This is a genomic window from Candidatus Flexicrinis affinis (assembly GCA_016716525.1).
GTDB classification, from domain to species: Bacteria; Chloroflexota; Anaerolineae; order Aggregatilineales; family Phototrophicaceae; genus Flexicrinis; species Flexicrinis affinis.
Genome location: JADJWE010000009.1, coordinates 369,271 through 382,057, shown reverse-complemented (window position 1 = coordinate 382,057; position 12,787 = coordinate 369,271). Strand labels below are relative to the sequence as shown.

At 63.9% G+C, this 12,787-nt stretch carries 14 protein-coding genes; 10 read left to right on the top strand and 4 right to left on the bottom strand.

From position 1 onward, the window contains the following. Positions 1 to 11: 11 nt before the first annotated feature. Positions 12 to 1,217, bottom strand: a complete 1,206-nt coding sequence (locus IPM16_20935; GenBank protein MBK9125571.1) for an MFS transporter — start codon at positions 1,215 to 1,217, stop codon at positions 12 to 14. A gap of 275 nt (positions 1,218 to 1,492) precedes the next feature. Between IPM16_20935 and ansA the strand changes: the two genes are divergently transcribed. After that, positions 1,493 to 2,506: an asparaginase gene (gene ansA / locus IPM16_20930; protein ID MBK9125570.1), complete on the top strand. Its 1,014-nt coding sequence runs from the start codon at positions 1,493 to 1,495 to the stop codon at positions 2,504 to 2,506. Here ansA and IPM16_20925 read toward each other — a convergent pair. After that, complete coding sequence (locus tag IPM16_20925; GenBank protein ID MBK9125569.1) at positions 2,496 to 3,248, bottom strand: GNAT family N-acetyltransferase; 753 nt, start codon at positions 3,246 to 3,248, stop codon at positions 2,496 to 2,498. The genes ansA and IPM16_20925 overlap by 11 nt on opposite strands. 58 nt (positions 3,249 to 3,306) lie before the next feature. Between IPM16_20925 and IPM16_20920 the strand changes: the two genes are divergently transcribed. The 9 genes from IPM16_20920 to IPM16_20880 all read left to right on the top strand — a co-directional run bounded on the left by IPM16_20920 (position 3,307) and on the right by IPM16_20880 (position 11,303). Continuing rightward, positions 3,307 to 4,131 (top strand): hypothetical protein, encoded by an 825-nt coding sequence (locus tag IPM16_20920; GenBank protein MBK9125568.1) that lies wholly within the window; start codon positions 3,307 to 3,309, stop codon positions 4,129 to 4,131. Positions 4,132 to 4,145: 14 nt separating this feature from the next. Further along, positions 4,146 to 5,372, top strand: a complete 1,227-nt coding sequence (locus IPM16_20915; GenBank protein ID MBK9125567.1) for a glutathionylspermidine synthase family protein — start codon at positions 4,146 to 4,148, stop codon at positions 5,370 to 5,372. After that, on the top strand, positions 5,369 to 6,214 hold the full coding sequence (locus tag IPM16_20910; GenBank protein ID MBK9125566.1) for a hypothetical protein: 846 nt from the start codon (positions 5,369 to 5,371) through the stop codon (positions 6,212 to 6,214). The genes IPM16_20915 and IPM16_20910 overlap by 4 nt, the downstream gene beginning before the upstream one ends. Positions 6,215 to 6,789: 575 nt before the next feature. Then, the gene (locus IPM16_20905) at positions 6,790 to 7,692 is read left to right on the top strand and encodes a hypothetical protein (protein ID MBK9125565.1); all 903 of its coding nucleotides are present in this window, start codon (positions 6,790 to 6,792) and stop codon (positions 7,690 to 7,692) included. Positions 7,693 to 7,808: 116 nt separating this feature from the next. Continuing rightward, entirely contained in the window at positions 7,809 to 8,807 is a 999-nt protein-coding gene (locus tag IPM16_20900; GenBank protein MBK9125564.1) for a hypothetical protein, read from the top strand. Positions 8,808 to 8,927: 120 nt separating this feature from the next. After that, positions 8,928 to 9,563, top strand: coding sequence for a hypothetical protein (locus tag IPM16_20895; GenBank protein ID MBK9125563.1), 636 nt, complete (start codon positions 8,928 to 8,930; stop codon positions 9,561 to 9,563). Between the two features lie 82 nt (positions 9,564 to 9,645). Then, complete coding sequence (locus IPM16_20890; GenBank protein ID MBK9125562.1) at positions 9,646 to 10,116, top strand: NYN domain-containing protein; 471 nt, start codon at positions 9,646 to 9,648, stop codon at positions 10,114 to 10,116. A gap of 74 nt (positions 10,117 to 10,190) precedes the next feature. Next, a complete protein-coding gene (locus tag IPM16_20885) occupies positions 10,191 to 10,499 on the top strand; it encodes a hypothetical protein (protein ID MBK9125561.1) in 309 nt (102 codons plus the stop codon). A 9-nt stretch (positions 10,500 to 10,508) separates the two neighbouring features. Beyond that, positions 10,509 to 11,303: an AAC(3) family N-acetyltransferase gene (locus tag IPM16_20880; protein MBK9125560.1), complete on the top strand. Its 795-nt coding sequence runs from the start codon at positions 10,509 to 10,511 to the stop codon at positions 11,301 to 11,303. 46 nt (positions 11,304 to 11,349) lie between these two features. Here IPM16_20880 and IPM16_20875 read toward each other — a convergent pair whose 3' ends face one another. Continuing rightward, positions 11,350 to 11,877, bottom strand: coding sequence for a HEAT repeat domain-containing protein (locus tag IPM16_20875; GenBank protein ID MBK9125559.1), 528 nt, complete (start codon positions 11,875 to 11,877; stop codon positions 11,350 to 11,352). A gap of 51 nt (positions 11,878 to 11,928) precedes the next feature. Beyond that, positions 11,929 to 12,642, bottom strand: coding sequence for an ABC transporter ATP-binding protein (locus tag IPM16_20870; GenBank protein MBK9125558.1), 714 nt, complete (start codon positions 12,640 to 12,642; stop codon positions 11,929 to 11,931). Positions 12,643 to 12,787: the final 145 nt, after the last annotated feature.

The following is a 12,787-nucleotide window of genomic DNA, read 5'->3' as shown; positions in this document are numbered from 1 at the left end:
TAACGCCACGCTCACACACTCGCCCGGTGTGCGCGGGCGAACATTCGGAAGCCATTGACCGCATAAAGCGCAGTCAGGCTCACCGCGAGCACGACGAGAAACACTCCGATCGACTCGAAACCAAGCCGAGCGGCGACGAACGCCCCAATGCCGGGCAGTACGGCGGTACCGGCGCTGGCTACACCTATTGTAAACCCGATTGCGTTCGGCGCATGGTTAACGCCGAACCAGCGCGGCAGCGATCCCACCACCGACGGGAACACCGCGGCCAACCCCGCGCCGATCAGCAGCAGGCCCGGTAGCGCCAGATTCAGCCCCGGCAGCATCAGCAGTACCGTGCCGATCAGCGTGACGATCATGCTGGCGATCAGCACGACGTGGACGCGCACGCGATTTCCGATAACTCCGATGACCACCCGCCCAACCGTGAAGATCCCCCAGTACACGCTGATCCATGTGCCTGCCGTAGCCGGGTCAAGCCCGCGCGAGTCGGTCAGCAGCGTGCCTGCCAACTGACCGGTGCCGACCTCGATGCCACCGTACACGAACGCGAAGACGATCCAGCCCACCATCAGCGGGAGGGCGAGGGTCGCCCACAGGCCCGGTGCCTTGACCGGCGTCTGTCCATCCTCGGAAAGTTCGGCACGCGGCAGCGTCCACTGCGTGCGGATCGCCACCGTCCACCCTAGCAGGGCCAGCAATCCGACCAGCACGACGATGTAACTCAGCCGCCACGAGCCGTCCAGCGCGGTAATGAAAAGCGCGGCGATGATTGGCCCGAGCGTTAGGCCGACGCCGTAGCTGGCGTGCAAGAACGCGATGATCCCCGGCCGGTGGTTGGCGGCAATGTAGACGTTCATCGAGATGTCCACCGTGCCCCACCCCAGCGCCAGCGTGAACGCGCTCGCCAGCATCAGCGGCCACGCCCCGCTCAGCACATACCCCGCCAAGCCGATCGCACTGACCAGCGTGCCTGCCGCCAACACCCGGAACAACCCGAACCGCACGATCATTCGGCCGGCGGCGAACGTCCCGATCAAGCGGCCGATGGTGTACATCGACAGCAGCACGCCCAGCGTTTCGAACGGCTGGGCAAAGTCGCCGGCCATCGGCTCCCACGCCACGTTGAGGATGCCGACCGGCGCGGCCATGACGACGAATACGGCAAACGCGACGATCAGCGGCGGGTTGACGCGGCGACCAATGGGTTCGGGCATGGGTGTATTCTCGGTGACCGGATTCAGTCGATGAGCATAGGGGACGCAGCGCCGCGTGTAAAGCGCCATACGGGGCCGCCTTATCTGTGCCCTGTCGGACGCGATGTATCGCGTCCCTACCAGACCGCGGTGATATGCGAAATGACAGGCGACCCGGCGGTCTGCCCTACATCGTTCTCTGTGGTTCAATCTCCCTACGCCCGTGGTCGAGGCCGCCGCGTCTGTGTTGGCACGCGGTATACTCGCCGCGCGGAAACGGCGGAGGGATACACGCGATGGCGCGGGTTTATGTGGCTTACACCGGCGGCACGATCGGCATGGCACGCACCGAAGGCGGCTATGCCCCCGTGCGCGACTTTCTCGCCGGACAGTTGGCCGATCTGCCCGAATTGAACGACCCGCAGATGCCGAGCGTCGATGTCCACGAGTATGACACGCTGCTCGACAGCGCCAACATGACGCCCGCCAACTGGCTTGAGATCGCGCAGGACATCGCCGCGCATTACGACGACTACGACGGGTTCGTCGTGCTGCACGGCACCGACACGCTCGCCTATACGGCGTCCGCATTGCCGTTCATGCTGGAAGGACTCGCCAAGCCGGTTGTCGTGACCGGGTCGCAAATCCCGTTGGCCGAACTGCGCTCGGACGGCCGCGTCAACCTGATCAACAGCCTGCTCGTCGCGTCGATGCCGGAATTGGCCGAGGTCGCCGTCGTGTTCGGCGACCGCCTGCTGCGCGGATGCCGCGCGCAGAAGGTCGAGGCCGACGGCCTGAGCGCGTTCAACTCGCCCAACTTCCCGCCGCTGGGCCGGTTCGGGCTGACCATCGACCTGCGCCACGACCTGCTGCGCCCACGTCCCGCCGCGCAGCCCATCCGCGTGCAGGCGCTGCGCAACCCACCGGTCGCCGTGCTGCGGCTTTTCCCCGGCATTACCGCCGAGATGCTGCGAACGCTGCTTCAGCCGCCGCTGCGCGGGCTGGTGCTGGAAGCGTACGGCGTCGGCAACGGGCCCGAGCGCGACGGCGAGTTTGTGGCCGCGCTGCGCGAAGCGTGCGACCGCGGTGTGGTGATCGTCGCGTGCAGCCAATGCGTGCGCGGCACGGTGGATCTCAACGCCTACAAGACGGGTTCGGTGCTGGCAGAGGTGGGCGTCGTCAGTGGCGGAGACATGACGACCGAGGCGGCGCTCGCCAAACTGTTCTATCTGTTCAGCCGCGGCCTGCCGACCGAGACGATTCGGGCCGACATGCAGCGCGACCTGTGCGGCGAGCTGACTACGGCCTAGCCGCGACGTACTGGATCAGCGGGATCGCCGCGCGGTCGCCAAGCGAATCCACGAACGGCACCACCACGTCGCGGTCGATCATCGCGGCGGCGCGCTGCTTGGCATGTTCGGCGCCGAACATGGGCACGTATCGCCAGCGCACAATTGTCCGCACGATCGACTCGAGCAGATTCGCGTCGATGGCGTGCGGGTCAGCCAGCGCGAACGGTTTGATCGCCAGAAGTTTGGGGACGATGGGATGCAGCGCGCTTCCTTCCGCGTCGAACGCGATCGGCGGCTGCGCATAGCGGACGCCCTCGGCGAGCCGGTACCCATGCGCGAACTTGAACGGCAGCAGCGGCTCGTCCACCTCGCCCACGATAGCGGAAAACGATTCATGACGCGCGCGCGCTTCGTGCGCCGCGGCGTCCTCGAACGCGTCGAGCAGACCCGAGCCGATCCCGTGGTGATGCGGCGCGTCCGGCGCGACCGCCAAATACTCGATCAGCCCGACGCAGCGCGACGGATCGCCGTCGAGCGTCATCGTGCTGCCGGCGATCAGGCCGAGCAGGGTATCGCCATCCCACGCCGCCAGCATCGCAAACCGGTGCGGGTGGGCCGCATCGTCCGCGCGGCGCAGAAGGTGCTCGTATTCGTTGCGGGCGACCAGCTCGTCCGGCGCGAACACGCGCGCCACCAGCGCATAGCAGGCGGCGAATTCGTGCGCGGGCGAACAAACGGGTGACACGCGAAACAGGGTCATTCTGACTATAATATCATCCAGCGCTGTGGTTTCGTGCGCCGCACCGAAAGAGTCGATTATGGACTTTGACTTGCTCGAAGAGAGCGAAATCATGCTGACGTGGCTGTTCATCGGCGGCGTGGCATGGATGTGGATTGTGCACTATGCGTATCTGTTCCGGGTCAACCGGATGGTCTATCAGCGCATCGATTTCTGGCTGCTTGCGCTGGTGCCGGTCGGCTGTGTCGTCGGCATGTGGTGGGCGATCGCGCGCTTCGGCGACGCCTACGTGCAGGAATACGCGATCTACCAGTTGTTCTATACGTTGTTCGGCGCGACGTGGCTGTTTGTTTGGAAGTGGTTCCTGCCCGTCCTCGGCATCAGCTTGCAGGACGACGGTCTCCAGCGGCGCAACACCGGCGCGACCATCGCGCTGTGCGGCGCGTTCATCGGCGTGAGCGCGGCGTTCGTCGGCGGAAACATCGGCGACGGCCCCGGGTGGTGGATCGTGCTGCTGTGCGCGGTGACGTCCACACTCGCACTGCTGCTGGCGTGGCTGGTACTCGAACTCTTCACTCAGATTTCCGAGACGATCACGATCGACCGCAGTATGGCCGCCGGTATCCGTTTGGCTGCGTTTCTGATCGTCTCCGGCGTGATCCTCGGCCGGTCGGTCAGCGGCGACTGGATCGACATGGAAGACTTCGTCGTGTCGTTCGTCACGCGGGCGTGGCCGGTACTGCCGTTGATCGCACTTTCCGTGTTCATCGAGCGCATCGCCAAGCCGACCGTCGATAGGCCACACCCGTCTACCATAATATATGGCGTGTTTCCGGTCGTGATGTACGTCACGCTGGCGATCGTGTCGTTCTCGATCGTGCTGCAGCCCGCCGCGCGCCTGTGAGCGGAACCTCTGCAGTGACCGCGACGCTTCGATTCGGGCCGCCCTTGCCTGCGCCAATTATGCGTGACGTGCGCACGCGCATGATCTTCGAGCACTTCAAGTACGACCCGCAGGTATCGGATCATCCCCTGCTGGTCGAGTATCCGCTGCTGCTGCCACGTCCGGAGTGGGAGCGCATCGCCCGCTGCGCCGAGCAGTTGAGCCGTGAGCTGCTCGCCGCCGAAGCCGAATTGTGCCGCCGCCCTGCGCTGCACAAGACACTCGGCCTCCCCAAGCCCATCGCGCGGCTGTGGTCGCGCGGGGCGCCTGACCGAACCCGAGATGCGCGCGTGATGCGCTTCGACTTTCACCTGACGGACGACGGCTGGCGCATCTCCGAATGCAACTGCGATACGCCCGGCGGTTATAACGAAGCCGTCGGTTTCGCGTGCCTGATGCAGCAGCACACCCCCGGCACTGCCCTTGCGGCCAACCCGGCACAGATGCTGTCCGACGCCATCGCTGACGCCGTGCCCGAAGGCGCGCACGTGGCGATGATCTACCCGACATCGTTCGTCGAGGATCAGCAGATTCTGCTGTTTCTGCGTCAATATCTCGAAGCGCGTGGGCTGACGACACACCTCGCCAGTGCCGCACACCTAACGTGGGCGAACGGGCGCGTCACGCTCGCCAACGCGGTCGAGACCGTCCCGGTCGACGCCATCGTGCGCTACTACCCGGCCGAATGGCTGCCCAGCCTGCGCCGATCCACACGCTGGCAGGACTTCTTCACGCAGGCCGCACCGCCGGCCAGCAATCCGACCACGGCGCTGCTCACACAGTCGAAACGCTTTCCGCTGACGTGGGATGCGCTCCAGACGCCGATGGACGCTTGGCGCGAAATGCTGCCCGCGACCGTGGACGTGCGCAGCATCCCGCAGCCCAAGTGGCGCGAGTGGGTGTTGAAGCCGGTCTATGGCCGCTTCGGTGAGGACATCGCGATCCCCGGCGTGGCGTCCGAGAAACTGTGGCGCTCCGCCGAGAAGTCGGCACGGCGGCGGCCCGGCGAATGGATCGCGCAGAAACCGTTCATCGCGATACCGTTGACCAATCCGCACGGCGAGACGGTCTATCCGAGCGTCGGCGTCTATACCGTCAACGCGCGTGTCGCCGGCATCTATGGCCGGCTCAGCCGCACGCCCATCGTCGATTCAACCGCACGCGACCTCGCCATACTGATCAAAGAGGAAGAGACCTTATGAGCGCACAAAACCTATTTGAGATGTGGGCGCCGAGCACCAGTGTGTGGTCGGACTGGGCGAAGCCGGTGCTGTTCGCGCACCTCGCCACGACCCCCGTGTCCGGGGGTTCGACCGAGTCGTTCGAGCCCGGGCCGGAACTGGACTGGACGCGCGACTACCGGAGCGGCACCGCGCTGATCGTCAATCTGCCCGGGGTCGCCGCCATCGAGGCTGGCGTAGCGTTGGCCGATCGCGGGTTCCGCCCCGTGCCGCTGTACAACTGCGCGGCGACGCTCACGGGCTCGAAAGTCGCCGTCGACGTGCGCCCGATCATGTCCGCGCTCATACGCTATACGCCGGCGATCGCACGCCAGCGGATCGCCGAGAACGCGCCACCGGCGTTTCTCATCGACTATGACCGCAACCCGCCCGTACAGCCCGGTCCGGGCGAGTTCGACAACCGGTGGGTCGTCTTCCCGCAGGATTTCCCGTCCGCGACGTTCCTGAAAGCCAACGGGATAAACCGGGTGGTCGTCATCCAACCCGGGCGTTCGAGCCGCTTTACGCCAGAGCTTGCCGCCGACCTGTACGAGGTTGTGAAACGCTGGCATGCCGGCGGGATCGAAGCCACGCTGCGTGAGGTCCCGGTGCAAACCCCTGTGGGCGCCAGTCCCGTGCCAGCCGCACAGACTCCAGTCATCGATTCCAACGCGCACAAGCCGCTGACGTTCGGCCGGATGTCGCGCTTCCGGCTCGGCGCAGCCGGGGTGCTGGCGCTGATGTTCGCGCTGGCGCGCCGACGCAGCGCCGGGGGCGGGTTCGGGCGCGTCGTACCCTTCCCGTCATCTTCGGGCGGGAGCTAAGGGGACAGGCTGCACCGGGAAATCGTTATTGACGTCAGGTACTGGCGAGGCGACCCGCTGGGTCGTCCCGGTCGCTACAACATTGAAACGAAACTCTCAGGTCTGAGTTGGCACGAAGGCGGAAGTACACGCGACTCTATGGCTACGACTACGCAAATTCCGGCACGTACTTCGTCACGATCTGCACGCACGAACGACGGAGTATTCTGGGAACCATCACGGACAACGCCGTCGTCGAGATGACCTCGCTCGGACGCATAGTAGAGCGTGAACTGCTACGAACGACGCAAGTTCGCCCCAGCGTACAGGTCGACTCGTATGTGATTATGCCCAATCATCTGCACGCGCTGCTTGTTCTGGGCGATACGAACGGCGGGACGACCCGAGCAACCTGGACATGCTGCGCACTGAGCCGTGCGCCATCGCCTGAATGCTGACCCCTGATGACTGATCCCTTTCACCTCATCACTCAGGACTCATCACTCCACTCCCTTTCCCCTACGGATTGCCAGCGAACGCATTGACGTGGCGCATCCGGCGGTATAGTGTGAGCGCGTACGCACAGGAGATCGTCTATGTCCCGTCGTCAACAGATTGTTGCCGTACTTGCCGTCCTCTTAATGAGCGCGTCGGCCGTCACGATCGTCGCTCAACGCCAAGCGCCGAACACCAGCGCTGAGACCACGCCGGAGGTCACGCTGGAGGTCCCCGTCGAGGCCACAACCGACTTCGCGCCAGAAGCAACTCCCGAATCCACATTGGAGCCGGTCAATCTGGCTGGCCTGTCGATTGCCGTTGACCGGCTCAGCTTTACGCTTCCATTCACCGTCGCCAACGGATACGACGTTGCCCGGTCCGCCCCCATCGAGGCACGCAATCGGCCGTTCGTCCCGACCGTAACGCGCGTCGAATTTGTCGACTATCTGCCCGACGACTCTCCCGAGTTGACGCACGACTTTGCCGTCGATCCCGGGGTGTGGATGTACGCCACGGTCGAGCTGCAAGCTGCGCGTGACACCGACCCGGCTTATGCGGACGCCCCTGAACGACTCGCCGCGCTCATCCAAAGCCGCGACGCGCTCTCGGCCGAAGCCGTGCTGCCGTTCCTGCCTCTCCGCGATGTCACGCCGGTGCTGCACGCCCGTGAGCAGTACGTCCAGCTTCGCGGCGGAACGGGCATTCTGTACCTCGCCGCATTCGCGGAGCCGAACGTCCCGCTGGTCGAAGGCGATGTCGCGCTGGTTTTCCAGGGCTTGAGCGACGACGGCGCGTTGTACATCGCGGCGGTGTTCCCGCTCGACACCAACTACCTGCCCTCTGCTCCACCGGAAAATCTTGATGCGGTGGCGTTCGAAGCCGGCTACGACTTATACGTGCAGTCGATCCGCGCGGCACTCAACGAGTTCCAGCCTTCCGCGTCCGGCCCACGCCTGAACGACCTGTATGCGCTAATCGCGTCAATGGAGATCGCGCCGTAACGAGGCAGTCGGGAGAAACGCACGCACGTGCCGGCTCAGCCAATTGCCCGCACGTGCGCTGCGATTCCGCAGTAGACTGTGTGCAGTAATCAGTCTATTCAGCGCGCGTGAAGACCATGACCGACTCTGGCGAAGCCTTAGCTGTGTCGCAGAATCCGAACGCGGTTTGGATCTATGGCCAGCCCGGACAGCCAGTCAGCCGGCATCCGTTTACGGGCAAGCTCCTGCCGTTTCCGATCCACCGATTCAGGACGACAGTTCTGTTGATGCTGTTCGTCTCCGGGCTCGTGCCGCTGTTGGTTGCACTCAACTGGCGGCGGCTGGGTTACAACGGGCGTGCTATCGCCGTGCTGATCTTCATGTACGTCGGCCTGACGTTTGCCAGTCTTTGGCTGTATTACAACATCCGAGATGCCAACACATACCTCGTCGTGACCCTTGCACTTGGCTTGCTGGTGAACAGCGGGCTGATCCTGTCGCAGCGCAGAGCCTACCTTGAATGGCGCACGACAATACCTGCCGAACCGAGCTTCTGGCGGATCGGTTGTTTCGTCTATCCCCTGATCTCTGCTGTAGTGATCTGGGTATCCGTGTTTGCGGGGCTTAACGTTGTACAGCGAATCCAATTGTCGAACACGACCCGCTTTGAGAGCGGCCGTGTTGCGTTCGAGCATCCGGCGATATGGACGGTGAACTCGTCTCCGCTGGCATGCGGGATTCAGCCGGGCATTCTGTGCGTCGCGGCGGTGACCAGTGCGAGTGCGCAAGTTACGGTGTACGGGATACGGTCGGAACGCCCGTTTGGGCTGATGGACGATGTCGCGGAGCAACTGTGGACCGCTGCGCGTCGAGACTACCCCGTTTGGGTTGAGCTGGACTCGGTTTCTAGCGACCAAATCGGCGGGTACGAAGCGCGCCTGTACAGCGGCACGGTAAGCGGGACGCGTGGCGGCTTTCGGATGGGCGAACAAATCCGGTCTGCATACATCCGTACCCGGACCAACGAACTGCTGCTGGTTTCCGCCTATTCGACTCGCGACAGTGCCGGCGCCGTCGAAGCCCTCATCCGCAGCATCGAGATCGAGACACCTGAGGACGTGGACGACTCGGCGTAGGCCGGCCCGTGCGCCGAGATGATTCCTGTTCATAACCTCGAAGACCTTTTAGGAATTTGACTCAACTTAACTGCACCCTATCATCTGCTGTAAGGTGGATGTGTTTCGAGGACTCCGACCATGCGGAATCCAGCAGACCCTGCCAACAGCAGAACGGGCGCTCTAGAGACGAGTGCCCCGAAGCGAGTTCGGTACGGGTTGGTGGCACTGATGGTGCTCATCGGCCTTCTGGTCGTCCTGACCGCCGCGTGTCAGACCCGATTCGCAATTACGCAGCGGTTCGCAAGCGGGCGCGTTTCATTCGCGCATCCCTCAGCATGGTCACCCGACTCGTCCGCGACCGCGTGCGGGAACGTGCCCGAAGTTGTCTGCGTTGCAACCGTCACGGACCGAACGGCTATCGTGATCATGTACTTCGTCCGTTCCCCGGCGTTCCTCGGTCCGTCCACCGACGAATTCGCGAGCGACTACTGGGACAGTCTCGTACAGCGTTATGCCGGAATCGTCGTGCGCACACACGTGTCCGATGAAACGGTGGACGGCTACGAGGCACGCCTGTACTTCGGCAGTCTCCACAGGTCCGAGGCGTCCCTCACTAGTCCGGACCAGTATATCCGGGTGGCGGTGATACGAACCGGTGCAGACGAGTATCTGATCGCACAGGCCGACGCGGTCTACGTGAGCGTCACTGCAGTGACGGAGCTCCTGCGCAGCATCGAGGTCGAACTGCCCGAGAACACGGACGGTTCGGCGTAGCGGGAGTCCAATCACCGAACCTTCATTTGCCGTATTGTACACCCGGCCTGTACACTGAAAGGTGAGACAGGCTGGGTGCGATATGTTCTTTCTGATCGACGGCCACAACCTGATCGGCCAAATGCCCGATATCGACCTCGACGACCCGAATGACGAAGCGCTGCTCGTTCAGCGGCTCAATGGGTGGGCGTCGCGGTCACAGCACAGAATTTGGGTCGTGTTCGACAACGGGCTTCCCGGCGGGCCGTCGCGCATGTCGTCGGGCCGCGTGAAGGTCCAGTTCGCGCCGCACGACACATCCGCGGACTCGGTCATCCGCAAGCGCGTCCCGTCGCTCAGTCCGCCGCGCAGTTGGACGGTCGTCAGCGACGATCACGCCGTGCAGAACGTCGCCCGCAAGCACAAGATCCCGGTGATCCGCTCCACCGATTTCGTCAAGATGCTCGAAGCGCCACCACCCCCGGCCAAGCCCTCGGCCGAGGAAGACCCGAACTTGCGCCTCAGTCGTGACGAAGTCGACTTCTGGATGGATGAATTCGGCGGCGACTCGTGATCGCGAATCTTTAGCCGCGCGAAGGGACGGTGTGCTACAATCGCCGGAGACTTCTTCCGCTAGCGGCCGCCACGATGAAACCCGAATATAAGTTGTTGATCACGTATGACATCCTGCCCGACAAGCAAGACAGCTATTACCGGTACGTCCTCGGCGAGTTCGTACCGGCCCTGCGCACGATGGGCGTCCACATGACGTCCGCGTGGCATACGGCTTACGGCAAGTACCCCGCCCGGCTGCTCGAATTCACCATCGAAAGCCATGACATTTGGCGCCGCGCGCGCAACAGCGTGCGCTGGAACAAGCTGGAAGACCGCCTGCAGACGTTCACGACGGCCTATCAGCGCAAGCTCATCCGCTACCGCGACGCGTTTCAGTTCTAGCGAGACACCATGTCCGATCGAACGCTCCTCACGCTGCCGGTATTGGCCGAGCAGCTTCGCGCGCTGGGCTTGCAGCGCGGCGATACGGTAATCGTGCACTCGGCGCTGCGCAAAATGAACGCCATGCTGATCGGCGGATTGGGCACGATAATCGCCGCGTTCGACGCGGTGCTCGGCCCCGATGGCACGCTGGCGATGCCCACCCACACGTCCGACAATTCGGCACCGGAGCCGTGGCAGGCGCCGCCCGCGCCGCCGGAGTGGTGGCCGGAAATCCGCTTGCATACCCCGCCCTACGATCCGGACACCTCCGCGACATGGGAAATGGGCGCGCTGCCGGAATACTTTCGGCGCTATCCCGGCACTTTGCGCAGCGCACATCCTCAGCACTCGCTGGCCGCGCGCGGCAGGCACGCCGCCTACCTCACGGCCGAACACCCGCTCAGTCAGGGTTTGGGTGAGCCGTCGCCGTACAGCCGGCTGCTCGAAATCGACGCATCGGCGCTGTTGATCGGCGTAACCCACGGCAACAACACGGCTCTGCACATCGCCGAGCACCGTGCCACGTGGCCCTCCAAGAAGATGCAGATGTCGGAAGCGGTCATACGGGTGGATGGCGTACGCCAATGGGTGAAGTTCGCCATGCTCGACGTCAACGCCGACGATTTCCCGCAAGTGGGGGCTGCCTACGAGGCATCGATCGGATACGCGCCGGGCCGCATCGGGCAGGCCGAAGCACGTCTGCTCAAGCTGCGGCCGCTGGTGGACTTTGCCACCGCGTGGTTCAGCGCGAATCGGACGTAGAGAATCGAAACCCCCTGCTGAATGTGCAGGGGGTTGGTTGTTGTCGCTAGATTTCTTCCGTGACCTTTTCGGGCGAGGGTTCGTCCTCTTCGGAAGGGGGGTGTGTCGCCGGGCTGCCCACGTCGTTTTGCCAGCCCAGTCTCTTGAGCGCGGAATACGCGGCATGCCGCACTTTGTCGCGCCCGGGGTCGTTGGCGACCTCCAAGAGCGGCGCGATCGCGCGTGCGCTGCCCAGCTTGCCGAGCGCCTCGGCAGCCGATAGCTGCGCCATGTGGCCGGGGGTGGTCAGAGCGCGGATCAGCGGATCGACGGCGCGAATGTCACCGATTACACCCAGCATTTGGGCGGCGCGCCCGCGCACGATCAGATCTTCATACGGATTCTGTACGACATCGATGAGGGCACGGACCGCGGTATCGCCACCCTGCATCCCGAGCTTCATCACGGCGCTGCGGCGGGTGTCCTTGTTGACATCGCGCAGCTCGATCAGCAGATGCTTGATCACTGTCGGGTCAGGATCGACCATGATGGTGAATGCCTTTCCGTTGGCTGCCCGTGCGTGCGGCCGGTTCACCGGAACGGATCTCCGAAGCCGCATTTGCGGTCTAGCCACTACTGTAAACCATTATGCCATGGTTGGCACAAGTTTCTCATCAACACTGTGTACCGTCAGCTTTCCGTCGTGCAATTGCCCGACTCGGTCGGCAAACGGTACGATCTCCGGGCTGTGGGTCGCCATCACCAGCGTCTTGCCGGCGTCGCGCGTCAGTTCGAGCAGCAGCGCCAGCACGGTCCGCCCGGTTTCCTCGTCGAGGTTGCCGGTCGGTTCGTCTGCCAGCACGAGCTGCGGTTCACGGATCAGCGCCCGCGCAATGGCGACGCGCTGTTGTTCGCCCCCGCTCAACTTGTCCGGGAACGCGGTCCCGCGGTCGCCCAATCCGACGCGTTCGAGCAGCGCCTGTGCCTGCTTCTCGGCCTCTCGGCGCGCCCGCCCGCCAAGTTCCAGCGGCAGCGTGATGTTCTCCATCACGGTCAGCGTCGGGATCAGGTTGAAGAACTGGAACACGATGCCGATGTGATCGCGGCGAAACAGCGTCAGGCTGCGCTCGTCGAGGCCGGTCACCTGCGTGTCGCCCACCCAGATCGATCCGTCGTCGGCGCGGTCCACCCCGCTGATCAAGTTGAGCAGCGTACTCTTGCCGCTTCCACTGCGCCCGAGCATCACGAAGAACTCGCCGCGGTGGATATCGAGGTCGACACCGTCCAGCACACGACGCGGGCTTTCGCCCTCGACGTACGTCTTGGACAGGCCCCGCACCCGGATCAGCGCATCGGTCATCGTTGTCATCATCCTCATTATCGGCATTTCCACGGTCGCAGGATATCGTCAATTCCTACGATGTCATTCGTCACGCCGCATTGTGTCATTGTTCACAATGCAGGGTACCAGACCAAATTTAGCGAGCCGTGAACGCGAGCACGCG